The 23,578-nt window shown below is 63.8% G+C and carries 23 protein-coding genes and 1 tRNA gene; 14 read left to right on the top strand and 10 right to left on the bottom strand.

Annotated features, from left to right (window positions below; translation table 11 throughout):
* Positions 1-34: 34 nt before the first annotated feature.
* The 9 genes from ACQ4WM_RS10760 (at position 35) to trpC (ending at position 9,146) form a co-directional block, all read left to right on the top strand.
* A complete protein-coding gene (locus tag ACQ4WM_RS10760; RefSeq protein WP_436546654.1) occupies positions 35-1,372 on the top strand; it encodes a sensor histidine kinase in 1,338 nt (445 codons plus the stop codon).
* A complete protein-coding gene (locus ACQ4WM_RS10755) occupies positions 1,363-2,724 on the top strand; it encodes a sigma-54-dependent transcriptional regulator (RefSeq protein ID WP_436546653.1) in 1,362 nt (453 codons plus the stop codon). Before ACQ4WM_RS10760 ends, ACQ4WM_RS10755 begins: the two co-directional genes overlap by 10 nt.
* Before the next feature lie 180 nt (positions 2,725-2,904).
* The gene (locus tag ACQ4WM_RS10750; protein WP_436546652.1) at positions 2,905-3,234 is read left to right on the top strand and encodes a hypothetical protein; all 330 of its coding nucleotides are present in this window, start codon (positions 2,905-2,907) and stop codon (positions 3,232-3,234) included.
* 11 nt (positions 3,235-3,245) lie between these two features.
* A complete protein-coding gene (locus ACQ4WM_RS10745; RefSeq protein ID WP_436546651.1) occupies positions 3,246-3,857 on the top strand; it encodes a hypothetical protein in 612 nt (203 codons plus the stop codon).
* A 24-nt stretch (positions 3,858-3,881) separates the two neighbouring features.
* The gene (locus tag ACQ4WM_RS10740) at positions 3,882-5,132 is read left to right on the top strand and encodes an SLC13 family permease (protein ID WP_436546650.1); all 1,251 of its coding nucleotides are present in this window, start codon (positions 3,882-3,884) and stop codon (positions 5,130-5,132) included.
* A complete protein-coding gene (locus ACQ4WM_RS10735; protein ID WP_436546649.1) occupies positions 5,129-6,388 on the top strand; it encodes an MFS transporter in 1,260 nt (419 codons plus the stop codon). Before ACQ4WM_RS10740 ends, ACQ4WM_RS10735 begins: the two co-directional genes overlap by 4 nt.
* 246 nt (positions 6,389-6,634) lie before the next feature.
* Positions 6,635-7,198 carry an anthranilate synthase component II gene (locus ACQ4WM_RS10730; protein WP_436546648.1) on the top strand — a complete coding sequence of 188 codons (564 nt, stop codon included), beginning with the start codon at positions 6,635-6,637 and terminating at the stop codon, positions 7,196-7,198.
* A gap of 62 nt (positions 7,199-7,260) precedes the next feature.
* Positions 7,261-8,304 (top strand): anthranilate phosphoribosyltransferase, encoded by a 1,044-nt coding sequence (gene trpD / locus ACQ4WM_RS10725; protein ID WP_436546647.1) that lies wholly within the window; start codon positions 7,261-7,263, stop codon positions 8,302-8,304.
* Between the two features lie 41 nt (positions 8,305-8,345).
* Positions 8,346-9,146 carry an indole-3-glycerol phosphate synthase TrpC gene (trpC, locus tag ACQ4WM_RS10720; protein ID WP_436546646.1) on the top strand — a complete coding sequence of 267 codons (801 nt, stop codon included), beginning with the start codon at positions 8,346-8,348 and terminating at the stop codon, positions 9,144-9,146.
* On the opposite strand, the gene ACQ4WM_RS10715 is transcribed toward trpC, so the two are convergent.
* The 6 genes from ACQ4WM_RS10715 to ACQ4WM_RS10690 all read right to left on the bottom strand — a co-directional run bounded on the left by ACQ4WM_RS10715 (position 9,139) and on the right by ACQ4WM_RS10690 (position 15,418).
* Positions 9,139-10,332 (bottom strand): GGDEF domain-containing protein, encoded by a 1,194-nt coding sequence (locus tag ACQ4WM_RS10715; RefSeq protein WP_436546645.1) that lies wholly within the window; start codon positions 10,330-10,332, stop codon positions 9,139-9,141. The genes trpC and ACQ4WM_RS10715 overlap by 8 nt on opposite strands.
* A gap of 74 nt (positions 10,333-10,406) precedes the next feature.
* The gene (locus ACQ4WM_RS10710) at positions 10,407-12,230 is read right to left on the bottom strand and encodes a M61 family metallopeptidase (protein WP_436546644.1); all 1,824 of its coding nucleotides are present in this window, start codon (positions 12,228-12,230) and stop codon (positions 10,407-10,409) included.
* Between the two features lie 13 nt (positions 12,231-12,243).
* On the bottom strand, positions 12,244-12,816 hold the full coding sequence (locus ACQ4WM_RS10705; RefSeq protein WP_436546643.1) for a nucleotidyltransferase family protein: 573 nt from the start codon (positions 12,814-12,816) through the stop codon (positions 12,244-12,246).
* Positions 12,813-13,277, bottom strand: a complete 465-nt coding sequence (locus ACQ4WM_RS10700; protein WP_436546642.1) for a (2Fe-2S)-binding protein — start codon at positions 13,275-13,277, stop codon at positions 12,813-12,815. Before ACQ4WM_RS10700 ends, ACQ4WM_RS10705 begins: the two co-directional genes overlap by 4 nt.
* A 114-nt stretch (positions 13,278-13,391) precedes the next feature.
* Positions 13,392-14,108, bottom strand: coding sequence for a DsbC family protein (locus ACQ4WM_RS10695; RefSeq protein WP_436546641.1), 717 nt, complete (start codon positions 14,106-14,108; stop codon positions 13,392-13,394).
* Positions 14,109-14,191: 83 nt separating this feature from the next.
* Positions 14,192-15,418: an FAD-dependent monooxygenase gene (locus tag ACQ4WM_RS10690; RefSeq protein ID WP_436546679.1), complete on the bottom strand. Its 1,227-nt coding sequence runs from the start codon at positions 15,416-15,418 to the stop codon at positions 14,192-14,194.
* Between the two features lie 1,969 nt (positions 15,419-17,387).
* On the opposite strand from ACQ4WM_RS10690, the gene ACQ4WM_RS10685 reads away from it, so the two are divergent.
* The 3 genes from ACQ4WM_RS10685 to ACQ4WM_RS10675 all read left to right on the top strand — a co-directional run bounded on the left by ACQ4WM_RS10685 (position 17,388) and on the right by ACQ4WM_RS10675 (position 18,299).
* Positions 17,388-17,463 (top strand) — tRNA-Phe (locus ACQ4WM_RS10685).
* 129 nt (positions 17,464-17,592) lie between these two features.
* Positions 17,593-18,117, top strand: coding sequence for an ATPase (locus ACQ4WM_RS10680; RefSeq protein WP_436546640.1), 525 nt, complete (start codon positions 17,593-17,595; stop codon positions 18,115-18,117).
* Complete coding sequence (locus ACQ4WM_RS10675) at positions 18,114-18,299, top strand: hypothetical protein (RefSeq protein WP_436546639.1); 186 nt, start codon at positions 18,114-18,116, stop codon at positions 18,297-18,299. The genes ACQ4WM_RS10680 and ACQ4WM_RS10675 overlap by 4 nt, the downstream gene beginning before the upstream one ends.
* A 123-nt stretch (positions 18,300-18,422) precedes the next feature.
* On the opposite strand, the gene ACQ4WM_RS10670 is transcribed toward ACQ4WM_RS10675, so the two are convergent.
* Positions 18,423-18,893 carry a DUF3429 domain-containing protein gene (locus tag ACQ4WM_RS10670; protein WP_436546638.1) on the bottom strand — a complete coding sequence of 157 codons (471 nt, stop codon included), beginning with the start codon at positions 18,891-18,893 and terminating at the stop codon, positions 18,423-18,425.
* Between the two features lie 285 nt (positions 18,894-19,178).
* On the opposite strand from ACQ4WM_RS10670, the gene ACQ4WM_RS10665 reads away from it, so the two are divergent.
* Positions 19,179-19,637: a fasciclin domain-containing protein gene (locus ACQ4WM_RS10665; protein ID WP_436546637.1), complete on the top strand. Its 459-nt coding sequence runs from the start codon at positions 19,179-19,181 to the stop codon at positions 19,635-19,637.
* A 104-nt stretch (positions 19,638-19,741) separates the two neighbouring features.
* Entirely contained in the window at positions 19,742-20,437 is a 696-nt protein-coding gene (locus ACQ4WM_RS10660; protein ID WP_436546678.1) for an SDR family oxidoreductase, read from the top strand.
* A 17-nt stretch (positions 20,438-20,454) separates the two neighbouring features.
* Here ACQ4WM_RS10660 and ACQ4WM_RS10655 read toward each other — a convergent pair whose 3' ends face one another.
* From ACQ4WM_RS10655 to ACQ4WM_RS10645, 3 genes are all read right to left on the bottom strand, one after another.
* Positions 20,455-21,450 (bottom strand): NAD(P)/FAD-dependent oxidoreductase, encoded by a 996-nt coding sequence (locus ACQ4WM_RS10655; RefSeq protein ID WP_436546636.1) that lies wholly within the window; start codon positions 21,448-21,450, stop codon positions 20,455-20,457.
* A 13-nt stretch (positions 21,451-21,463) separates the two neighbouring features.
* Positions 21,464-22,441, bottom strand: a complete 978-nt coding sequence (locus tag ACQ4WM_RS10650; RefSeq protein WP_436546635.1) for a MerR family transcriptional regulator — start codon at positions 22,439-22,441, stop codon at positions 21,464-21,466.
* Between the two features lie 230 nt (positions 22,442-22,671).
* On the bottom strand, positions 22,672-23,550 hold the full coding sequence (locus ACQ4WM_RS10645) for a hypothetical protein (protein WP_436546634.1): 879 nt from the start codon (positions 23,548-23,550) through the stop codon (positions 22,672-22,674).
* Positions 23,551-23,578: the final 28 nt, after the last annotated feature.

The raw sequence follows: 23,578 nt of genomic DNA, 5'->3' as shown, positions 1-23,578 counted from the left end.
AGCGCCTGAACCAACACCGACCGGGGGATAGCACGTGGCGTTGAACGCAATGTTGAAACGCGACCTGCTGTGGTCATGGGCCGCCATCGCGGCCATGGTCGCGCTGCTGATCTGGCTGCTGCTGCAGCTGGGCCGCCAGGGCGCGGACGCGCAGATCGTTGCAGCGCGCACGCGCGCCAGCGCCATCTGCCAGATCATGCGCGCCGGCAGCGGCAAGATGACACTCAACGGTAACAATGACGCCATGGGCGAGGCAGTCGAACGCGCCGTGGTCGACATGGCCCTGCGCGAGGACGCCGGTGTCGAAGGCGGCCTGTGGAGCGAGGAACGCGGCGTGTTCGCCTATGCCTTTCCCACCTATGACGGCAGCGGCGTGAAGGACGATGCGCCGGCGGCCGAACTTGCGCGCATCACCGCCCTGGCGCGGCGCACCCTGGCCCTGGGTGCCGGCGTTGACGAAGTGCGGCCCGGCCTGCGTGAAGCGGTGGTCTACACCGCCTGCCCGGTTGCAAACGGCATGGCCGGCTGGACCATGACCCGTGTGGCCACCATCGCCGACAGCGCACTCAATCACCTGATCCTGGCCGTCAGCCTGCTGCTCGGCTCACTGGTCATGGCCGGTGCCTGGTTCGCCTTCCTGCTGATGCGCTGGGGCCGCGAGGCGCAGCGCCTGTCCGAACTGCTGGTCGCCAGCGAACGCATGGCAGCCTTGGGCGGCCTGGCCGCCGGACTGGCCCACGAAATCCGCAACCCCCTCGGCACCATCCGCATGAAGGCCGAAAACGCCCTGCTCGCGCCGCCGGCCAAACGCCAGGAGCGCATGGAAGCCGCCTTGCAAACCACCCTGGGCCAGGTGCAGCGCCTGGAAACCCTGGTATCGAGCCTGCTGGCGCTGACCCAGTCGTTTCACCCCAGCCGCGCCCCGGTAGCGCTGGCCGGCTGGCTGGAACACTGCCGGCTCACGCATGCCGAAGCGGCGGACGAAATGGGCGTGACCATCACGCTGGACGTCGAAGCGGGGCTGGACGACGCCACCCGAGACATCGCCCTGTTCGATGCCACCCATATGGAACGCGTGATCGACAACCTGCTGCTCAACGCGCTGGCGCATGCGCACGCCGGCGGCCATATCGTGCTGGGTGCGGCGCGCGGCGACGCTTGCCTGCAGCTGTCGGTCAGCGACGACGGCAGCGGCGTGCCGCCCCCCTTGCGCGCCACCCTGTTCGATCCGCTGGTCACGGGCAGGGTCGGCGGCACGGGCCTGGGCCTGGCGGTGGTGCGCGAAGTGGTGCAGGCGCACGGCGGCAGCGTCGCGCTCGATCCAATCCACACTCACGGAACCCGTATCGTACTGGAGCTGCCATGGCCATGATCCTGATCGTCGACGACGACACCGTTTTTCGCGACACGCTGGCCGAGGCGTTGGGCGACCTGGGCTACCAGGTCAGCCAAGCAGCCAGCTGCGAGGCAGGGCTGCGGTGGCTGGAAGCGGGTGACATCGACCTGGCCATCGTCGACCTGCGCCTGCCCGGCGACGACGGCCTGGAATTCTTGCGCGCCGCGCCGCGCCTGGCGCCAGGTGTGCCGTGCATCATGCTGACCGCCTATGCGGTGGGCTCGAACACCATCGAGGCCATGCGCCTGGGCGCGTTCGACCACCTGACCAAACCGATCGGCCGCGAGACGCTGGAGCAGACGCTGGCGCGCGCCCTGCGCGCCAAAGAGCACGACGTCGCCGGGACCAGCACGGCGGTCGATACCAGCCAGGCCGGGGAACAGATGCTCAGCAACAGCGAAGTGATGCGCGCCATCTTCAAGCGCATCGGCCTGGTGGCCGACAGCGACAATTCGGTGCTGGTGCTGGGCGAGACCGGCACCGGCAAGGAACTGGTGGCGCAAGCCCTGCATGCCAACAGCGCCAGGCACGCCGGCCCTTTTATCGCCGTCAACTGCGCAGCGATTCCGGCCGACCTGCTGGAAAGCGAATTGTTCGGCCATGTCAAAGGCGCGTTTTCCGGCGCCACGGCCGAGCGCGCCGGGCGCTTTCGCGAAGCCGATGGCGGCACCCTGTTCCTCGACGAAATCGGCGACATGGCGCTGCCGACCCAGGCCAAGATCCTGCGCGTGCTGCAGGAACGGCAGGTCACGCCGCTCGGCGGGTGTCACGCACTGCCAGTCGACCTGCGCATCGTCGCCGCCACCCACCGCGACTTGGAAGCGGATGTCGAGGCCGGCGAATTTCGCGCCGATCTGTGGTACCGCCTGCAGGTGATCACGATCAACCTGCCGCCGCTGCGCGAGCGCCCGGAAGATATCGACCTGCTGGCGGCGCACTTCCTGCAGCAGGGCGCCAGTGGTCGTGCCAAGCGCCTGTCTGGCGCAGCGCTGGCTGCGCTGCGCGCGCACGGATGGCCGGGCAATGTGCGTGAACTGCGCAATACCATGCAGCGCGCTATTGCGCTGAGCGAAGGTGAGCTGATCGACCTCGAACACCTGGGTTTGAACGCCGCCAGGAGCACCAGTGTGCCGACGACAGCCAGCGCCGCAGTGGTCGACATGATCGACTGGGACGGCCCGCTCGACGCCGCCGTGGCACGGCTCGAAGTGGTCATGCTGTTGCGCGCCCTGCAAGCATCCGCTGGCAATCGCAGCCAGGCCGCGCGCCGGCTGGGCCTGTCGCGCCAGCAGCTGTATCGCAAGCTGGCGCAATACGGCATGGAGTAAAGCCACCGGCTGCATGCCGGGCGGACAGCTGTCCGTTCCAGTGACAGCAGCGTGTCACCAGAGCGGACACTACCTTCGTCGATGCCCACGCCAGGCACGCAAAATAGCGCTCTCTGGCGCTGGCACGCAATCTGCATAGTCATGACTACCACCCTTTCAATCCGAACCAAGGAGTTAGTCATGACGGTACTGAAACCTTCCATGCTGGTGCTTGCATTTGCCCTGTCGACCCTGACCGCCAGCGCCTTCTCGGCGGCAGTACCGGTGCGTCCCGTGACACTGGCGCAAGCCGAGCCGCCGCCACCACCACCGGCAGACCGCGCGCTGCCGCCACCACCGGCGCCCGTTGCGGATATGCCGCCGCCACAACCGCCGGCGCGCAAGCCACGGGCACCGCGCCCACCGGCACCCGGTACCGATGCACCACCGCCGCCACCGCCGCCTGCCCCACCGGCAGGTGAAGCACCACCGCCACCACCTGCGCCACCTGCCGGCAGCAGCCAGCTGTAAGAGCGGGCGCAATGAAACTGCATGCTGCCTTGCTGGTGGTGCTCCTTGCCTGCACGGGTCTGGCCATCGCCCAGGCGCCACCTGGCGCCGAGGGTGTGGTGGCGCGCTACCTGACCACGCCCTACGGCGAGGTCAATGGCCTGCGCCTGGACAATGGCACGCTGGCCCTGTTTGCGCCGCACCTGGCCCAGCGTTTTTTCGAGTCGACCACCGTTGGCGACCAGGTGCGGCTGAGCGGGCATGGCGGCGCCGATGGCGTACTACGCGCGACCAGCCTGGTCAATCTGACGACGCGCAGGACGGTGGCCGACATGCCGCCAGCGCCGCCATCACCACCCACGAATCGTCAACTGGCCACGCTCGAGCGCCTTGAAACAGCCGGCACCATCGACCTGGTGCTGCGCGGACCGCGCGGCGAAGCCAATGCGGTGCTCCTCCAGGAGGGCGCGGTGGTGTATTTCCGCCCCGATCTGATCAAGATACCGCTGGCGCGCCAGCAGCCATTCGCGGCGATCGGCATCGGCACGCGCAGCAGCTGGGGCCCGGCGCTCGAAGCGGTGGCGGTCGGCGCCGACCTGGAACAAGCACGCGCAGCGATACATGCACCACCACCCCTCCCCTGAACCAACGCCCGGAGCGCACCACGCATGTCGACTGAAATTCTATTGTGGATCATTACCGGCCTGACCATGGCCGGCATCGTGCTGCGCCCGGGCGGCTTGCCCGAAGCCCTGTGGGCCACCATGGCGGTGGCGGCGCTGCTGTTGCTGCGCCTGATCGTGCCGCACGACGTACTGGTGGGCGCGGCGCGCGGCGTCGACGTGTATCTGTTTTTGGGCGGCATGATGCTGCTGGCCGAAATGGGCCGGCGCCATGGCGTCTTCGACTGGCTGGCGGCGCACGCCGCGCGCGCAGCGGGCGGTTCGGGCAGCCGCCTGTTCTTGCTGATTTACCTGGCCGGTACCCTGGTCACCGTCTTCCTGTCGAATGACGCCACCGCCGTGGTGCTCACGCCTGCCGTGTATGCGGTGGCGCGCGCGGTCGACGCGCCGCCGCTGCCCTACCTGCTGGTGTGCGCCTTTGTCGCCAATGCCGCCAGCTTCGTGCTGCCTGTATCGAACCCCGCCAACCTGGTGATGTTCGGCGCCCACATGCCCAGCCTGGGCAACTGGCTGATGCTGTTTTTGCTGCCTTCGCTGGGCGCCATCGTTGTCACTTACCTGGTGCTGCACCTGCGCCTGCGCGCCACCTTTGAAGTTGTCATTCGTACCGACGTCGCGGTGCCGCGCCTGGCGCCGGCCGGGCGTTTGACGATCGCCGCACTGGGCGCCACGGCGCTGCTGCTGGGCTGGGCGTCGGCACGCGGCATGGAACTGGGCGCCGTCACATTGGGCGCCGCGGCGCTGGCGATGCTGCTCACATGCCTGGTTGCGCGCAGCTCACCGATCGTGCTGCTGCGCGCCGTTTCGTGGGATGTGCTGCTGATGGTGGCCGGCCTGTTCGTGCTGATCCAGGCGCTGCAGCAGCATGGCGTGGTGGCCATTCTGGCCAGCGCGCTGCACGCGCTGCAGGCGCAGGCGCCGGCCATGGCCGACAGCGTGGTCGGTGCGGTGCTGGCGTTTGCCTGCAATCTGTTCAACAACCTGCCTGCCGGCCTGCTTGGCGCGGCCACCCTGGACCATGTGGCCGCACCGGCACCGCTGCGCGCGGCGGCCATGATCGGCATCGACCTGGGACCTAACCTGTCGGTCAGCGGCTCGCTGGCCACCCTGCTGTGGCTGACGACGCTCAAGCGCGAAGGCTTGCAGGTCGGTGCCTGGACCTTCCTGAAACTGGGCGCACTGGTCATGCCGGCGAGCCTGCTGGCGGCCTTGCTGCTGCTGTGGGCGCAATCATGAGCGCGCCACGCACGCTGGACCGGGCCGCATCCGTGCCTGTGCCGCTGGGCGGCAAGCTGATAGCGCTGGCGCTGTTGAATTTCTTCCTGGCCGATTCACGCGATGGCCTGGGCCCCTTCCTCGACGCCTATCTCACCACGCAGGGCTGGCGCCCGATGGACCTGGGGCTGCTGGCCACCATCGGCGGCGTCCTGGGGCTGGGGGCAGGCATCCCGGCCGGTGCACTGGCCGACCGCAGTCACCACAAGCGATTGATGATCATCGCGCCGGTCACGCTGATCACGGTGATGAGCATGCTGTGCATCGCCTTTCCCGGGCGCGCCGTGGTGTTTTCGACGCAGACCCTGGCGGCGCTGGCCGGCGTGCTGATCATGCCTGCCTTGTCGGGCATCACTCTGGGCCTGGTAGGGCCAAAGCGCTTCGGCGAGCAACTGGGCAGGAACGAAGCGTACAACCATGGTGGCAATATGGTGCTGCTGGGGGCCACCTGGGGCGCCAGCGCCTGGTTCGGCCTGCCCGGCGTGGCCACGCTGATGATCGCCACCACCATCGCCACGGTGGCCGCGACGCTGGCCATCGATCCCCGCGCCATCGATCATGTGGTGGCGCGCGGCGGCGAGCGCGGTAGCGAGCACGGTAGCGCGCGCGGTGAAAGTCCGCCCGCTTCGACCTGGCGCATGCTGGTCCACAACCGCCCGCTGTTGCTGCTGAGCGTGGCCTTGCTGCTGTTTCACTTCGGTAACGCCCCTCTGGCGCGCCTGATCTCCCAGCAGTTTGCCCTGCAAATGCAGCGGCCCTTCGAGACGACTGCCATCATCACCATCGTCTCGCAAACGGCGGCACTGGCGGCGGCGCTGGCCGCACCTTTCATTATCCGCCGCGACTGGGTACGCATCGCAAGCGTGCTGGCCATGCTGACGCTGCCATTGCGCGGCGTGATCGCCTGGTCATTTTCCAGCTTCGGCATGATCTATCCGGTGCAGCTGCTCGATGGCCTGGGCGTCGGCCTGCTGGGCATCTTGACGCCGTTCCTGGTCGAGCGCCTGACGCGCGGCAGCGGCCACTTCAACCTGGCGCTGGCGGCGGTGATGGTGGTGCAAGGGGTCGGCGCGGCGTCAAGCAATATGGTGGCCGGCTACCTGGTGACGCACTACGGCTACAGCGTCACCTATCTGCTGCACGGCGCGATGGCCCTCGTCGCCTTGGCCGCACTGCTGCCGGCACTGCGCCCGGCCAGGCCAGATGGACACGCATAAAAATCGCCTGCGCGGTGTTACTGCATGGCCGGATATTGGTGTAATATTAGGTCATGCAACAATTCCCGATCCGCTTCCTGTCCTTCCCTTGCTGGTGCTGGCGTCAAGCCTGACCACAACTCCCCCTATCGCCTGCGCAATTGCGCGGGCAGCAAAAACAAACTGTGCTACGACACTGCCAAATTGGAAAATTTGCGGTCGTGCACGGAAAACCAGTCACCCAATTCAACCAGGTTAGGCACCAACATGCTGCTGATGATCGACAACTACGACTCCTTCACCTACAACATCGTGCAGTATTTCGGCGAACTCGGCGAGGACGTGCGCGTGTACCGCAATGACGAAATCACGATCGCACAGATCGAAGCACTGAACCCGGATCGTATCTGCATTTCGCCCGGCCCGAAAGCGCCAAAGCAGGCCGGTATTTCCATTGAGGTGTTGAAACACTTCGCAGGCAAGAAACCCATCCTCGGCGTATGCCTGGGCCACCAGGCCATCGGCGAAGCGTTCGGCGGCAAGGTGGTGCGTGCCAAAGAGGTCATGCACGGCAAGACTTCCGTCATCGCCCATACCGGTGTCGGCGTCTTCAAGAATATTCCCAGCCCCTTCACGGTGATCCGCTACCACTCGCTGGCGATCGAGCGCGCCTCACTGCCGGCCTGCCTGGAAGTCACAGCATGGACGGACGACGGCGAAATCATGGGCGTGCGCCACCGGCAATTCGATATCGAGGGCGTGCAGTTCCACCCCGAATCGATCCTGTCGGAGCACGGCCACGCCCTGCTGAAAAATTTCCTCGAGCGCTGAGGTGAGCACGCGCCAGCGTGCCCTCAGTGTCCTCCTGCGCCATCATTGAAGAAAGAAGCATCATGCCGATCACCCCACAAGAAGCGCTGCTGCGCTGTATCGAACACCGCGAGATTTTTCACGACGAAATGCTGTACCTGTTTCGTCAGATCATGTCCGGCGAAATGTCGCCCACCATGATCGCCGCGCTGACCATGGGCCTGCGCGTAAAAAAGGAAACCATCGGCGAGATCGCCGCCGCCGCGCAAGTGATGCGCGAGTTTTCCACCAAGGTGCCGATGGCCGACACCACCAATCTGCTCGATATCGTCGGCACCGGTGGCGACGGCGCGCACACCTTCAATATTTCTACCGCCTCGATGTTCGTGGCGGCGGCCGCCGGCGCGCGCGTGGCCAAGCATGGCGGGCGCAGCGTCTCGTCGTCCTCGGGCAGCGCCGACGTGCTCGACTCCCTGGGCGTCAACATCAACCTGCAGCCCGAGCAGATCGCCCAGTCGATCGCGCAGACCGGCATCGGCTTCATGTATGCGCCGAATCACCACGCGGCCATGAAGCATGCGGCGCCGGTGCGCCGCGAACTGGGCGTGCGCACGATTTTCAATATCCTGGGGCCCTTGACCAATCCGGCCGGCGCACCGAACATTCTGATGGGCGTATTTCATGCCGACCTGGTCGGCATCCAGGTGCGCGTTCTGCAGCGCCTCGGTGCGCAGCACGCCATCGTCGTCTATGGTCGCGACAATATGGACGAAGTGTCGCTCGGCGCCGGTACCATGGTGGGTGAGTTGATCAACGGCGAGATCCGCGAATATGAAATCCATCCGGAAGACTTCGGCCTGCAGATGATCGCCAGCCGCAACCTGAAGGTGGCCGATTCCGTCGAATCGAAAGCAAAAATGATGGAAGCGCTGCGCGGCGAGCCTGGGGCGGCTGCCGACATCGTGGCCCTGAACGCGGGCACAGCGCTGTATGCTGCCGGCGTGGCCAGCTCGATCGAAGACGGCCTGGCGCGTGCGCGCACGGCCGTCAGCTCGGGCGCGGCGCTGGCAAAGCTCGACCAATTCGTGCAAGTGACACAGCAACTGGGCCGGCCGGCACAAGCGTAATTTCCACGCAACCCTTCACCTTCTATAAGGCAGCGACCAACATGTCCGATATCCTCAATAAAATCCTGGCAGTGAAAGCCGACGAAGTGGCCAGGGCCAAGTCCCACCGCAGCCTGGCCAGCCTGTGCAGCGAAGTGGAAAGCGATCTTGACCTGCGCGCCAATTTACGTGACTTTGAAGCGAGCCTGCGCCAGCATATCGCCGATGGAAAGCCCGGCATCATCGCCGAAGTGAAAAAGGCCTCGCCATCAAAAGGCGTGATCCGCGCCGACTTCCACCCGTCCGAGATCGCCGCCAGCTATGCGCAGCATGGCGCGGCCTGCCTGTCGGTACTGACCGATGTGCAGTTCTTCCAGGGTGCGGACGCCTACCTGCAACAGGCGCGCGCAGCCTGCGCCATTCCCGTGCTGCGCAAGGATTTCATGGTCGACCTGTACCAGATCTATGCAGCGCGCGCGATGGGCGCCGACTGCATCCTGCTGATCGTCGCCGCGCTGGACCATGGCCTGATGGCCGAGATGGAAGCGTGCGCCCACGAACTGGGCATGGGCGTGCTGATCGAAAGCCATGACGGCGACGAACTCGATGCGGCACTGAAACTCAAGAGCGCGCTGATCGGCATCAACAACCGCAACCTGCGCACCTTCGAGACCTCGCTCGATACCACCATCGGCCTGCTGCCGCGCGTTCCGCAAGACAGACTGATCATCACCGAGTCGGGCATCCTGACGACCGACGATGTCGCACGCATGCGCGCGGCCAACGTGCACAGCTTCCTGGTCGGTGAAGCCTTCATGCGCGCACCGGACCCCGGCGTGGAACTGGCGCGCCTGTTCAGCTGACCAGGCTGGCGCTTGGGGCGCAGGCGCCGGTAACGCCAACGATATCGAATTCGATACGGTCACGGCCATTTTCCTTGGCCTGGTACAGCGCCGCGTCGGCGCGCGCCAGCAACTGCTCCAGATCTTCGTGTTCCGACGCCTGGCAGGCCACGCCGATACTCACGGTGCAAGGCGGCAGTCCCTTGCCATTCGGTGCGCACAACAGGGTGCGGATGCGTTCGGCCGCGCCGAGCGCGTGGTGCGGCGCCATGTCGGGCATCAGCACGACGAATTCTTCACCACCAAAGCGCGCCACGCAATCCGATTCGCGCAGCGCACCGCTGATGACCATGGCCACATGCGCCAATACCCGGTCACCCACGGCATGGCCATGGCGGTCATTGACCAGCTTGAAATAATCGAGATCGATACTGAGCAAGGTCAGCGGACGGCGGTAGCGCCGCAAGTTTGCCTTTTCGCGTGCATAGGCATCGCCAAAGCCGCGCCGGTTCAGCACCTGCGTCAGCGGATCGTGAGTGGAGCGGCGTTCGAGTATGGTTTGCAGACGGCGCGTGGCGACCGTCATGAATCCCACCGTCAGCAGCAGCGCCATGAAATTGGCGGTCGCCAGGTAAATGCTGGCGCGCGTGCCCGCTGCCAGCAAATCCACATGCGCGCCACCATACAGCAGGGCCGACACGCCGCGCACCAGCACCACGCAGGCCTGCACGGCCATCAGGCCGCCAAAGAAGAAACTGGAAAAATGCCGCTCGCCATACTTCCACACCAGCTGCGCCTGGCGCGCATAGAACAGGAATACGGTCAGCGAAAAGATCGCCACGCGCATGGAAAAATTCACATCCGCCAGCCGCCACCAAACCAGGCCTGCCATGCTCAGGCAACAGGCCAGCGCATAAAAGCGCAGGCTGGGCTTCTGGCCATAAAATTTTTCCGTGCCCAGCATCGACAGGCCGATGCCCAGCAACAGGCTGGCGTTGGCGCTCAGCAGCGAGATCGCATCGGGAACCATGTCACGCGTGCCGAACAGCACAGAAGCGCAGACCAGCAGCAGCAAGCCGGCCGACCAATGGCCCAGGCCATCGACTTCGCGCCGGAAGCTGCGATACACGGAAAACATGACGATGCTCATGGCAGCACACATCAGTGTGGCCATCAGCATGATGGTGCGCGGGTCGAGTTTTTCCACGGTCAGAGAAAACCTATATTGAATTGACGTGATATTAGTTCAATTACATTGGTTCCCAAGGATCATAACGCTTATCACGGCTGCGCAGTTGGCCGTTTCACCGCCGGTGATTTTTTCGATGCAGGCAACAGCGCAAGGCTGACGGCCGGTACGCGGTCGCCCTGCAGTTGCACCGTAAAAGTCATCAGCTCGTCGCGGCGGAAGGCATGGATGACCACTTCGGCACCGACCGCATAGCGCGACAGCAAGGCGTCCAGGTTGGTGCCCGTCACGCGCAAGCCGTCCAGGGCCACCAGCACATCGCCGGCAGACAAGCCGGCCTGGTGGGCGGCCCCGCCCTGGTGTACTTGCGCCAGTTTTGCGTCGCTGGCCAGATTGATATCGAGGCTGGGCTTGTCGCCTTTGCGCACGTCGCTGTACTTGACGCCGAACGGCGCCAGCAGGCGCGCCAGCGGCACGTCGTCAGTGCCGCGGATATAGCGCTCGAAGAATGGTTTCATGCGCGTGCCGCTGATTTCATCGAACAGCGCTTCGACTTCGGCAGGCGTTACGCCAATTGGTTTGCCCTGGTAGAAATCGCGGCCATAGCGCTGCCACAGCACCAGCATCACGTCGTCCAGCGACGTCTCGCCGCCGGATTTGCTGCGCAACGTCAGGTCCAGCGCCAGCGCGATCAGCGAACCCTTGGTGTAGTAGCTGACGATGGCGTTCGGCGCATTTTCATCCTGGCGGTAGTACTTGCCCCAGGCATCAAAGCTGGAATCGGCCACGCTTTGCCTGGTGCGGCCACTGCCGCGCAAGACACTGTTGACGGTCTTGCCCAGCAGCTTGAAGTAGGCCGCTTCGTCGATCAGTCCGGCGCGCACCAGCATCAGGTCATCGTAATAGCTGGTAAAGCCTTCGAACAGCCACAGCAGCGGCGTATAGCTTTCCGCCTGCAACTGGTAAGGCGCGAACGCGGCCGGCTTGATGCGCTTGACGTTCCAGGTATGGAAGTACTCGTGGCTGCACAGGCCGAGGAACTTCAGGTAGCCCTCGCCGATCTCGGTACTGTTCGATGCCGTGGTCGGCAGGTCGGCGCGCGCGCAGATCAGCGCGGTCGAGGCGCGGTGCTCCAGCCCGCCATAGCCATCGCCCACAGCCATGGTCATGAACACATAGCGGTCCATCGGTGCTTTTTTGCTTTTCGGCTCAAAAAAGGCGATCTGGGTTTCGCAGATGGCTTTCAGGTCGCGGCACAAACGGGCGAGGTCCAGGTTCGGCACTTTGCCGGTGACGACGATATCGTGCGGCACGCCATGCGCCTTGAAAGTGGCCAGCGCGAAGTCGCCCATTTCCACCGGATGATCGATCAGCTCATCGTAATTGGCGGCCTGGTAGCTACCGAAGCCATAGCGCTTTGCCTTCAGTTCCGGCAAGGTGGTGGCCACGCGCCAGTTCTTGCAGGCGGCGTCCTGCGGCTGCACGATATTGACTTCATGCGGCGCCGACTCCTGCCCCAGCACGCTCAGGAACACGCTGGTACCGTTGAAAAAGCCGTGGTTCTGGTCCAGGTGGGCGGCACGTACCGACAGGTCCCAGGCGTAGACGTCATATTCCACTACCAGGGCGCCGTCGCAGGGCGCGGCCTGCCAGGAATGCTTGTCGAGCTTGCTCAAAGCCACGGCGCGGCCGCCGCACTCGGCGCGGATGCTGACAATATTGCGCGAAAATTCACGGATCATGTAGCTGCCCGGGATCCAGGCCGGCAGCGACAGCACCTGGCCGATGGCGGCCGGCTGTTTGACCGTCAGGCTCACGCGGAACATATGACCGGCCAGGTCCAGCGCGGCGATGGTGTAGATAATGCCGGCGGCGGGCGCCCTGGCGACGGCTTTCTTGATCGGTGCTTTTTTCATGTTTTCCTCGTGATTACAAATCGTCTGGCGTGTCGATGTCGCGCAAGACGCCATTATCGGTCACCGCCACTTCGCGCGCCATATGGCTGTGCACGATGGCACGCGCGCCCTGGTCGCCGTCCAGCGCCAGCAGCAGCGGCAAGTGGAAGGCACTGAACGCCACCGGATTGCCGTGCCGGCCCTGGAATACCGGCACGGCGATCTGCGCGCCGTCGCCTATCGCCTGCGACAGGGCGGTAATCGTTGCAGCTTCCACATACGGCATGTCGCCCAGCGCAATTACCCAGCCCGGTGCACCGCGCGCGTAATCGATGGCGCAGGTCAGCGAGGCGGCCATGCCGGTGTCCGCGTCCATGCAGACGCGCACTTCGCAACCCAGGGAGCCCAGCAGGCGCGCGACCGCCGTATCGTCAGGCCGGACCACGGCTATCACGCGCGGCAGCACCGCCAGCAAGTTGCTGGCCGCCGCCGCCACCACGGCCTGGCCCGCATGCGGACCTTCGGCCAGCGGCTGCAGCAATTTGTTCTGCACGCCGGAGGGATCGAAACGCCGCCCCCTGCCCGCCGCCAGCAAAATGCCGATCATGCTTGCGCCAGCGTGGTGGCGGCATCCTTGATGGCGGCGCGGATTCTTTGATACGTGCCGCAGCGGCAGATATTGCCGCTCATGGCGCTGTCGATATCGGCGTCGCTGGGCGACTGGTTGGCGCGCAGCAGCGCCGTCGCGCTCATCACCTGGCCGCTTTGACAGTAGCCGCATTGCGGCACGTCGTGGCGCACCCAGGCCGCCTGCACTGCGCTGCCCACCTGGTCGGTTTCCATCGCTTCGATCGTGGTGATTTTTTGCCCGCCCACCGCCGATATCGGCGTGATGCACGCGCGGATCGGCTGGCCGTCCAGGTGCACCGTGCAGGCGCCGCACAGCGCCGCGCCGCAGCCAAACTTGGTACCGGTCAGGTTCAGGTTGTCGCGCAGCGCCCACAGCACGGGGGTGGACGGATCAGCATCGACCTGCATGTCGCGGCCATTGATATTCAAGGTGATCATCTGCGGCTCTGGCTCTTTATCGGGATGGCATGGCGCCAACACTCCATGATACCTAAAAAAGTACAAAAAAAGCGCGCCTGCAAGGGCGCGCCTGTCGGTTCTGCCAACCGTTGCTTACTTGACGGTCGACAGTTTCTGTTCCAGCGTCTTGGTATCGATCGCGCCGGGAATGCGGCTGCCGTCGGCAAAGAAGATCGCCGGCGTGCCCGAAACGCGCAATTGCTGGCCCAGCGCCAGGATTTTGTCGTGCGGGTTGGCGCACGTGGCGGCCACGGTGGCCGGCACTTTACCGTTCAGCATCCAGTCGTCCCAGGCCTTGTTGCGGTCTGGTGCGCACCAGATATTGCGCGATTTGGTGATCGAGTCGGGCGACAGGATGTTGTACATAAAGGTGTAGACGGTAACGTTGTCGATTTCCTTCAGCGCGTTCTGGCGGAAACGCTTGCAATAGCCGCAGTTAGGATCTTCGAACACGGCGATCACGCGCTTGCCGTTGCCCTTGACGGTTTTCAGCGCAGACGCCAGCGGCAGGTCCGAGAACTTGATGCGGTTGATGTCACTGACACGCTCCTTGGTCAGGTTCTGCGAAGTTTTCGCGTCGAACACGTTGCCCACGAACAGATACTGCGCATTTTTGTCAGTGTAGAGAATATCGCCGCCGGTACTGATTTCATACAGGCCGGCGTACGGCGTTTCCTTGACCGAATCAACCTTCACGCCATCACCAAGGCGTGGCTCGACCAGCTTCTTGATGGCCGCTTCGGTCTGGGTCTCGGCGCCTGCGCACGACATCATCAGGCCGGAGGCCACAAACAATGCCAGTTTGCTCATTTTAATCACTATCACTTCTCCACTTGATCACAAAACAATCGCCGCAGGCATCGCTGCGGCGACCATGAATTCCGGCGTACTGCCTAGGTTTGATTACCGAGAGCGTGCGAAATCATTTTTCGCTTCAACGCCGGCAATTTGTCGAGCAAGTTTAATCCCAAATTGCGAACCATGCGCAGCGGCTCCAGATCGGCGCCGAACAAGCGCGCCAGGCCATCGGTGGCCAGCAGCATCAGCATCACGTCTTCCTTGCGCGCGCGCGCATAGCGGGCCAGCACGCGCTCGTCGCCTATGCCGCGATGCGCTTCGCGTTCATTAATGGTTTTCACCAGTTGCGCCACATCGGCAAAGCCCAGATTCATGCCGTGGCCGGCCATCGGATGGACCACATGGGCGGCGTCGCCGACCAGCGCCACGCGCGGCGCCACCATCGTGTGCGGGCGGATCAGGCGCAGCGGAAAGGCGCGTATCAGTTCGGGCTGCAAGGGCGTGAGCGCACCGAGCTTGTCGTGGCACCAGGCGGACAGACGCACGGCCAACTCACCGGCCGATTCGTCCTGCAAGGTATCGGCCAGCGCATCGGGCGCCGACCACACCAGCGAGACGCGGTCGCCCGGCAGGGGCAGCAGCGCGATAATCCCGTCAGCGCCGGTGAACCACTGGTGGGCAGCGCCATGGTGCGGCTTTTCGCAGGCAAAGTTGCTGACCACGCCGCGCTGGCCGTACGAGCGGTAATCAAGGCCGATATCGCACTGGCCGCGTACCCACGACTGCGCACCGTCGGCGCCCACTACCAGCGCTGCGGTGATGGTGTCGCCACCGTCCAGGTACAAGATGGCGGCGTCCGCCGTCCACTCGATGCGGCTGGCCAGGCCCTGCACCACGGTGACGTTCTGCGCAAACCGCAAAGCCGCGTCCAGCGCCTGGCCCAGGTTACGGTCTTCGATAATCCACGCCAGCGTGCCAACGTGGGCGCCATAGGCATCAAAACCCAGCGCCCCCGCCTGCGCGCCATCGCCGTTGACCAGCATCGCGTCGACCGGCGCCACGCGGGCCGCGTCGAGCGCGCCCCACACTTTCAGCGACGACAGCAACTGGTGGGCCGTGTGGTTGAGCGCAAACACGCGCACATCCCAGCTGGCGTCGTCAGGCGGCGCACTCGGTTTCGCCGGACTTAACAGCGTAACGCTTTGCCCGGCCTGGGCAAACGCCAGCGCCGTGGTTTTCGCAATGGCGCCGTCGCCGACGATGCACACGTCGCTGTGGCTGTGCATGAAGCGCCGCATGGTGGGGGAGGATGGACTGTTCATGCAGTCATTATAGCGTTTGCCTTCTTTTTCTTCGCACGATCGCCAACGGGGGAGCCAGAAGCGGCGCCGGCCATCTTGCCTAGTGCTGATACTCGCGCAGAAGATGGTGGCGAACATGGCATCGACCTCGCCCGGCTGCAGGCGATTGAGGTCGACATAGGCTACGCCGTCGTCCACGCTGACGACGGGCAGCGCATGGCGCAGCGGCAGCGTGTTCTCGAGGGGTCCTGGCTGCAAGGTCACGCTGCGCTGCTCCCCATCGGCGCCAGCAAGCAGCAGCTGTACGCTGGCGTCCCTGGGCGCCATGGTCATCTCGAACAGCGCGTTGCGCCAGCGTCCCGCCTCGGTCGATGCCGCCACCGTACCAGCCAGGCGCGCCAGGCGGCTGTCAACGGCTTCACCATCGATGCCGACAAGCTCGTCGCCCACGCGCAGCACGCCGCCGCCTTCGAGCGCAGGGTCGGTCACGCCTGCGACATATATCCGCCCGCCGATCCTCGCCAGCTGCACGCCGATGCCATGCGTGCGTTCGTTCCAGCCCAGGGCACGGCTGCCAGTGATGACATGGCTGTCGTCCAGGTGCACCGCCATTGCTTCGAGCGCCTGGCCATATTCGCGCGCATCCGTCACGTCCCCCATGCGCCGCAGGCAGTCAAGAAGGGCTTCCTCCCAGGAACTGTCCATCAGGCGCCTGGCCGGAAAATACTTGTCCATGGTGGCCCACAGCTTGATCGCGGCCAGCATGCGCCACTCGCGCGCTGGAAAGCGCATGTCGCGATAGGCTGCATCGTCCTGGCGCACCGGATACATGGCCGGCGTTGGCGCAGCTTTCTGCAGCCGCTGTTTGTGCGCCAGCAGCGCCAGCGCCTCCATCACCGGCGCGCTGGCCGGCCCGGTGGCGCGATCCTGCGGCAAACGTCGGTCGGCTTGCCAGCGCACGGCACTGCCGTCTGCCCATACCAGCTGGCCAGACGCAAACTCCACCGTCAAATCCTCATCGAGCCACAGCGTTTGCCACGGATCGATACGGCTGCCGCCCCTCCCCTCTTCTGCCACGATGCCCGCGCGACCGCTGCGCTGCAGCGCCAGCACAGCGGCAGGCACCGCTTGCGTATCGTTGACGATGACCGCCAGCGGCAGCAAGCGCGCACCTGGCGCTGGCAGCACTGGCTGCATTTCCATCTGCATAAAGCCGGGCAGGATACCTTCCCATTGTTCGGCATCCTGCGGGCGCGGCCCGGTGGAAAAGCGATAGCGCGGCGCGGGCAGCATCAGCGGCTGCACAATCAGTTGCGCCAGCACGGCGTGCAGCATGGCCGGCGATGACAGATAGGGCACGCCGGCAATCGGACGCAGATCAAGGATCACGCGCCTGGCGCGGGCCGGCAACACCAACGGCGTCGGCCTTTCGCGCATGCCGGGGTGCAGGTGCAGCAGCGCCGTGTCACCGGGCAGCCACTCAAGCACTTCGCCATCCGCCGGCCAGCGGACAAATGACGGTGCCGGCATGCCGATGCGCAGCGCAGTATCGTGCAAGGGTTCCATCAGGGTGGCAGCTGCCGCGCGCAAGCTGGCTTCACTATCCTCGCCTTTCAAGTGCGGCAAGGCCGTTACCAGCGCGCGATCCCAGTCGACGGCGCCGTCGGCAAGCGCCGGATGAATAGCGCGTACCTCGCTCCACAAGCGTGCCAGCGCCAGCACATCATGCTCGCCTGCTTGTGCAGGACCGGTCAACAACCAACATGCCAGCGCTGCCTGCACGCCCCTGCTCCAAACCGCCATGGCATCACTTTCAAGATAAAAAGTTAATTATCCAGCAACACCCCTGACCCCACAAGCCATTGCGGCCGATCAGGCCCCAAGCCGGGACGCAGCAGCGGCAACGGATACGGCTGCGACATGAAAAAAACAGCTAAATTCAGTACGAGCCCTTGCATTCATTTTTTGGTCTGCTATAATTCGCCACCTTGGCCTGGTAGCTCAGTCGGTAGAGCAGAGGATTGAAAATCCTTGTGTCGGTGGTTCGATTCCGCCCCGGGCCACCAAGAACGTTTTGTATCGACGCCAATCCTTAGTGATTGGCGTCTTTGTTTGCGGACTACCCAGTCCTCACGTACGGTCTATTTCCGGCATCGTTCTAGTTGCGAGTTACATCCGAAGTTGGAGTGTTGAGCATGGAATTAGCGCCACGCATCATCATCATCGCCGGCCCTAATGGCGCTGGAAAGACGACTTTTGCACGTGAATTCCTCACGAGCGAGGTGGCGTGCCCAGTGTTCGTCAATGCCGATCTGATCGCAGCAGGACTCGCTCCTTTCGCACCAGAAACCGCCTCACTACAAGCCGGACGCCTGATGTTGCAAGAACTAAAACGTCACTTTGCTGCTCGCACCAGTTTTGCCTTTGAAACCACGCTTTCAGGTCGAGGCTATCTGCGCCAGATTGGTGAATGGCAAAAAGCTGGATATCGCGTTAAGCTTATTTTCCTGCAATTAGCGAGCGCCGAAGAAGCCATCGCACGCGTGGCGCAAAGGGTCAAGCAAGGTGGGCACCATATTCCCGACGACGTAATTCGCCGCCGCTTTGCTGCTGGCAAACGTAATTTTGAGCAGTTCTATGCGCCCGTCGTAGATGCTTGGGCCTTGTATGACAACGCCGGCTCCACGCCGGCTCTCATCGACTGGAGCGAACGACCATGAACAAACAACCCATTGATCAAGCTCAAGATCGTGATTTACGTCTTTCCGAGGTTGCGATGCAAAGGGCTGCGCAGCGTGCGCATGAACTGGCAAAAGCCACTGGCACAACAATCGTTGTCAGTCATCACGGCATCATAGAATACATGAAGCCAGCACCTGATGAATTTGCAACGCCCAAATAAGCACGATTATTGAAAATCCTTGTGTCGGTGGTTCGATTCCGCCCCGGGCCACCAAGAATATGTTTGACGAAACGCCCGCTTCTACAAGCGGGCGTTTTTGTTTTCGGGCCATGCTTGTGCATGTCAGACGAGGCCGGCAAGATTGCTGGCCAACAGGCTGAGCACGGCAACCACCGACAGCCTGCGGCGCAGCGGCAAGTACCAGCCAGGCACACCAGCATCGCGCAGCAAACGCCAGTCCTGCAGGTAGTGCGCGGCAAAGCCCAGCACCAGCAATGCGCTGCCAGCCCCATGTCCAAGCGCCAGTGCCAGCCAGCCCAGCAAGGCGGGGATCACGCTCCAGATAAAGCAGACCTGGCGCTTGCGCGCACTGAGCGCGGGCAGGCTCATGGCCACGCCCCAATGCAGCGCACCGACGAAACTGAGGATCACGGCGCCATAATTGAGCAACATGCGCTGCCACAGCGCGCCATGCAACGCATCGATGACGCTCGCCCCCGCCAGCACGACAAATGGCAGCAAGCCGCCATAGCCCAGCCACGCCACCGTGCGCGGCGCGCTTGCTGGTGCAGCGCTGTCAGCCTTCTCTTGCATTATTTCTCCCTGTACGCACATTGCGCCGCCTATTCGCCGCAAGCTGCCCGCGCCCCGATTCTAGCCAGAACACCGAGCCCGCATGCAGGCTATTTACGGTTCATGTCCGGTTCGCGACAGCAGCAAAATGAACCGCTACTGAACCGTTTTTATCTCGAATATCGAAGCGAACACGCTAGACATAGTGAATTGTTCGCTATAGTCTAACACTTCAGCAGTTCAATATCGGTTCACACCACATCGCCGGCGCATGGTGCGACGGCATAACCACTACTGGAGCAGACTATGAAAAAATTGATCATGGCAGTTGCATGCAGCATGACCTTCGGCATCGCCAGCGCAGCCGATATCGTCGACACGGCCAAGGCAGCCGGCAGCTTCAACACGCTCGTCACGGCGGTCGAGGCGGCAGGCCTGGTCGACACCCTGAAAGGCCCGGGCCCATTCACCGTCTTCGCGCCGACCGACGCAGCGTTCGCCAAGATCCCGAAAGCCAAGCTCGATGCGCTGTTGAAAGACAAGGCAGCACTGACCAAGGTGCTGACCTACCACGTGGTATCGGGCAAAGTGATGGCCGCCGATGTCAAGCCAGGCATGGTCAAGACGGTCGAAGGCGCGTCGCTGACGGTCAAGGCAGCCAAAGGCAAGGTCATGGTTGACAAAGCACAAGTCACCCAGACTGATATCGCCGCCGACAATGGCGTGATCCATGTGATCGACACGGTGCTGATGCCGAAGATGTAAGCCGGCCCTCGCCACACTGCGCACTGCGCGCTGGCGTTGCAATCGCGCCAGCGCGCAGCCGGCGCAGACCAACGCCACGCATTTGACTGGAGCCGCATGCCATGATGGACAGCCTTCCCGAGCAATTTCACGCCCTGGTGATCGGCGCTTCCGGTGCTCTGGGCGCAGCGTTTGTCGACTTGCTGCGCGATACTCCACATTGCGCTTCGGTGCAGGGATTGCACCGCAACAGCAGCATAAGGCTTGATTTCGCCGACGAAAACACCATAGCCGAAGCGGCACAGGCACTGGCCGGCGGCCCGCGCTTTCACCTGATTATCAATGCCACCGGTATCTTGCACGACGGCACGATCAAGCCGGAAAAACGTCTGGCAGACCTCAGCTATGCAAACATGCAGGCGCTGTTCCAGGCCAACACCATCGGGCCGGCGCTGTTGATGCGGCATTTCCTGCCGCTGCTCGATGGCGAACGCGCGATCATGGCGATGCTGTCGGCCAAGGTCGGCAGCATCGGCGACAATCGCCTCGGTGGCTGGTACAGCTACCGCGCATCGAAGAGCGCGCTCAATATGCTGGTCAGGACGGCGGCCATCGAACTGGCGCGCAGCCAGAAAAACAGCGTGCTGGTGGCACTGCATCCGGGTACCGTCAACTCGCGCCTGTCACGGCCGTTTCACGGCGAAGTAATTGGCCGCCCCGCTCACGTGGCCGCGCGCGACATGCTGGACGTACTCGACAAACTGACACCAAACGACACCGGCTCGTTTCGCAGCTACGACGGCGCCAGCCTGCCCTGGTAAGCGGAGGGCGCACGCCCTCAGGCGCGTTGCGCGATAATCTGCCGCGCCAATTCATGGCCGCTCAGCCAGGCGGCCTCGACGGTCCCACCATTGAGCCAGTCGCCGCACAAGCCCAGTTGCTGGTTTGCATCCCAACAGAACACCTGTGTGCATGACTGTGGCGTGCTGGCATAACGCCAGCGGTGCGCGCTCCAGCGCTGCGGTGCCGGCCCGCCCAGGCGGGCAAATGCGGCCAGCATCAGTGCGGCCACGCTGTCGCTGTCGAGTTCAATATGCGCCTCGCTCCATTGCGCGCTGGCGTGCAGCAGCCAGCTTTCGCGACCGGCGCGGCCAGGCTTGGCGCTGTTGCGCGCCACCCAGCGCAGCGGACCGTCATTGACGAACGCGGCGTCAAACCCCAGTGACAGCGGCGTGGCATACTCAAGCATCAGCGACCAGCACCCTTCCATGGCCGTTGCGCAAGCCAGTGCGGCCTGCTCCGGCGCAATGTCGCGCAGCAATGGCGCCGCCTGCGGCGCCGGCACTGCCAGTACTACCGCATCAAAGTGCTGGGCCAGCGGCGCCGCGTCCTGCACATGCAGGCGCCAGCCGGCTTCTTCACGGCGCAAGGCGCTGATGGTGGTGCCGGTGTACAGCGCCAGCGACGACGCCAGCCAGGCAGCAACCGACGACATGCGTGGGGCGCCGACGAAACGCTCGGTGCCGCTGTCGCCGGGCGAGCCGACGCTGGCGCCATCGGCGTCCACGCTGCGCAGTGCCGGCTGCCACTGCGCCGCCACGCCGGCCTCCTCCCAGCGCGCCACTTCGGCGCGAAATGCCGGTGCGCGCGCAGTGAAATACTGCGCGCCATGGTCGCATTGCCAGTCTTCGCCGCGGCGCGTGCTCATGCGCCCGCCGGCGCCGCGGCTTTTGTCGAACACGCTCACATGCAAGCGTGCCTGTTGCAGTGCCGAAGCACAGGCAGCACCGGCGATGCCGGCACCGATCACGGCGATATGGGGCGTGGCAGTCATTCTGATGTACTCCTTACATGCCAGCGGGCAAAGGCAGGGCTTCGGCGCGCGCCAGGCGTTCCAGCGCTTCTTCCAGCAACACGCGGGCGCTGCCCGCAGCATGGCTCAGTTGCTCATGCAGCAAGGCGTCGGCAGCATCGCGGGCCGCACATTGCTGGCTGTAGCGTTCGAAACTGTTGAGCATCAGCAGGATTTCCGACAGGTGGCGCGGACACTCGCAATAAATGCTGCTGCTCGCGGCCGCCAGCTCGGCCAGCGCCTGGTCGTCGAAGCGGCGCGGCGCAGGTGATGGCGATGGCGCCGCCTGCTGCGCCTGCACCGGTACCTGGGGCAGTTGCGGCAGCGCGGAATGGCATAACAGCACGATTTCAGCCACATCGGCAGGAGCGCGGGCCACCAGGCAGCCTTGCGTGCGCAACTGGCGGATGGTGGCGCTGGCGCAGAAACGGTACAGCACCACCACCGCCACACCCGACTGCGCGCGCAGTGCGCAAATGGCCGGCACCATGCCGTCATCGAGTTCGGACATTTCCAGCAGCACCAGCTGCGCGCCGCTCCCTGCCACGGCGGCACCCGCGCCATCGAGGTGGGGGATGCGGGCAACGATATCGAGCGCCAGCAGTTCGCGCCCGCCAGGGGCCAGGCGGCGGGCAAGCGCCGTTCCCACCAGCGCCACGCGCGGTGGCTGCGAAGCGTTTCCGGGCACCGGCACGATTGCCAGCTGGGACAGTTGTTCCAGCGACAAACGCGCCAGCGCGCCGATCGGGTGGCCCTGGTCCACCAACTGCTTCATCAGCCGCAGGCGACGCACTTGCGCCTCCGAATACAGGCGCTGACCGCGCGCGCTGCGGCCCGTGTCCGAAATGGCGTAGCGCCGCTCCCACACCCGCAGCGTTTCAACCGGCAAGCCGGCCAGCCTGGCGGCGACGCCGCTGCGATAGTGTGCTGCCTGGGGTTGCCCATCGTGGGCGGGAAGTGAGGAGTGCGACATAAAATGACCCGATATTGAACCGATGATTCTTCATTATATCGCTCAAACCACAAGCAAATGCACCGCTTATGTAAATATATTGAGACAAAATCGGTTCAATGATCAGTGCTGGCAGCACGCCGCAGCGGCAAGTCTCGCTCCGGCTCGCGGCTGAACGAATCGAGCAGCTCAACTGCCTGCTCAATTACCTGTCACTTCAGCCGGCGGCGCTCCAGGCGAGGTTCATGCCATCAGAAGCTGGGCGTACCGGCGGACACTTTCGGCACCTCGGTGGCCGGGATGGTATACGTGGTCTTCGTGTTTTCCTTCAGCATCTGCGGCATGGCGAGGATGGCATCTGGCGCCCGCGCAAGATCCATCAGCATCAAATCTGTCTGGGTGAGGTTGTAATACAGCTTGTGATCGAGATTGTTTTCCACCCACAAGGCTTTGCCGCAGGCCTTCCACTGCTTCGCGCGATTCAGGGCGAAGCCGCTGCGGTCCGTGAGCTGATAGTACATCTGGCGCGGATCGAACTGCTCGCCAAGGTAAGACAGCATCTGGCCCCAGCATTCCGGATACGGCGCGGTAGTACCGAAGTCGGTCAGCCTGGTCGTCCCACCTTGCACATATTGAGTGCCGACCAGCGAAAGCCCCGGCAGCATGGTGTTCGACCACATGCTCTGGTTCGCGAAGCGGCTATTGTGATCGGAGACGTAATACACGGGATTGCCGTATTTCGCCGTCAAGGTATTATCGAGATCAAAGGACTTCTGCTTTTGCGGCACGTAGCGGAGCTGACGCCGGATGCCCAGAAGTGTATCGTCCGGCAAGAAGACCAAGGTCAGGACATCCTGCTCGACATTCGCCTGATTTTTCTGGGTAATGACGATCTTGAGCTGCGCGTCGTAGAGCAGATCCGCGTCGCCGAGCATGACTTCGCGTTGCGTCGCGGTCGTCCTGGAGCCAGGAAATTTCGACTTGATCAGGGCCATGGCCTCTGAACGTTTCATGCCCAGCTTCATCCCTAGTACGTCGGGGTCCGCCATCTGACTCGACTGCGCCTGCGCAAAGTTAGTTGCAAACAGCAGGACGCACGTGAAAAGGGCCTTCGCGGGAGTTGGATACATGGCTCGATTCCTATAGTGTTGTTGATAC

Source organism: Janthinobacterium longum, assembly GCF_051380735.1.
Classification (GTDB): Bacteria; Pseudomonadota; Gammaproteobacteria; order Burkholderiales; family Burkholderiaceae_D; genus Janthinobacterium.
The sequence above is the reverse complement of the archived record's forward strand: the minus strand, read 5'-3'. Positions and strand labels throughout refer to the sequence as shown.

Excerpts from the sequence above, each read along its gene's own strand:
- ACQ4WM_RS10755 (WP_436546653.1), top strand. The coding sequence starts at position 1,363 with ATGGCCATGATCCTGATCGTCGACGACGACACCGTTTTTCGCGACACG.
- ACQ4WM_RS10750 (WP_436546652.1), top strand. The coding sequence starts at position 2,905 with ATGACGGTACTGAAACCTTCCATGCTGGTGCTTGCATTTGCCCTGTCG.
- ACQ4WM_RS10745 (WP_436546651.1), top strand. The coding sequence starts at position 3,246 with ATGAAACTGCATGCTGCCTTGCTGGTGGTGCTCCTTGCCTGCACGGGT.
- ACQ4WM_RS10740 (WP_436546650.1), top strand. The coding sequence starts at position 3,882 with ATGTCGACTGAAATTCTATTGTGGATCATTACCGGCCTGACCATGGCC.
- ACQ4WM_RS10735 (WP_436546649.1), top strand. The coding sequence starts at position 5,129 with ATGAGCGCGCCACGCACGCTGGACCGGGCCGCATCCGTGCCTGTGCCG.
- ACQ4WM_RS10730 (WP_436546648.1), top strand. The coding sequence starts at position 6,635 with ATGCTGCTGATGATCGACAACTACGACTCCTTCACCTACAACATCGTG.
- trpD (WP_436546647.1), top strand. The coding sequence starts at position 7,261 with ATGCCGATCACCCCACAAGAAGCGCTGCTGCGCTGTATCGAACACCGC.
- trpC (WP_436546646.1), top strand. The coding sequence starts at position 8,346 with ATGTCCGATATCCTCAATAAAATCCTGGCAGTGAAAGCCGACGAAGTG.
- ACQ4WM_RS10710 (WP_436546644.1), bottom strand. The coding sequence starts at position 12,230 with ATGAAAAAAGCACCGATCAAGAAAGCCGTCGCCAGGGCGCCCGCCGCC.
- ACQ4WM_RS10705 (WP_436546643.1), bottom strand. The coding sequence starts at position 12,816 with ATGATCGGCATTTTGCTGGCGGCGGGCAGGGGGCGGCGTTTCGATCCC.
- ACQ4WM_RS10700 (WP_436546642.1), bottom strand. The coding sequence starts at position 13,277 with ATGATCACCTTGAATATCAATGGCCGCGACATGCAGGTCGATGCTGAT.
- ACQ4WM_RS10695 (WP_436546641.1), bottom strand. The coding sequence starts at position 14,108 with ATGAGCAAACTGGCATTGTTTGTGGCCTCCGGCCTGATGATGTCGTGC.
- ACQ4WM_RS10690 (WP_436546679.1), bottom strand. The coding sequence starts at position 15,418 with ATGAACAGTCCATCCTCCCCCACCATGCGGCGCTTCATGCACAGCCAC.
- ACQ4WM_RS10680 (WP_436546640.1), top strand. The coding sequence starts at position 17,593 with ATGGAATTAGCGCCACGCATCATCATCATCGCCGGCCCTAATGGCGCT.
- ACQ4WM_RS10675 (WP_436546639.1), top strand. The coding sequence starts at position 18,114 with ATGAACAAACAACCCATTGATCAAGCTCAAGATCGTGATTTACGTCTT.
- ACQ4WM_RS10670 (WP_436546638.1), bottom strand. The coding sequence starts at position 18,893 with ATGCAAGAGAAGGCTGACAGCGCTGCACCAGCAAGCGCGCCGCGCACG.
- ACQ4WM_RS10665 (WP_436546637.1), top strand. The coding sequence starts at position 19,179 with ATGAAAAAATTGATCATGGCAGTTGCATGCAGCATGACCTTCGGCATC.
- ACQ4WM_RS10660 (WP_436546678.1), top strand. The coding sequence starts at position 19,742 with ATGGACAGCCTTCCCGAGCAATTTCACGCCCTGGTGATCGGCGCTTCC.
- ACQ4WM_RS10655 (WP_436546636.1), bottom strand. The coding sequence starts at position 21,450 with ATGACTGCCACGCCCCATATCGCCGTGATCGGTGCCGGCATCGCCGGT.
- ACQ4WM_RS10650 (WP_436546635.1), bottom strand. The coding sequence starts at position 22,441 with ATGTCGCACTCCTCACTTCCCGCCCACGATGGGCAACCCCAGGCAGCA.
- ACQ4WM_RS10645 (WP_436546634.1), bottom strand. The coding sequence starts at position 23,550 with ATGTATCCAACTCCCGCGAAGGCCCTTTTCACGTGCGTCCTGCTGTTT.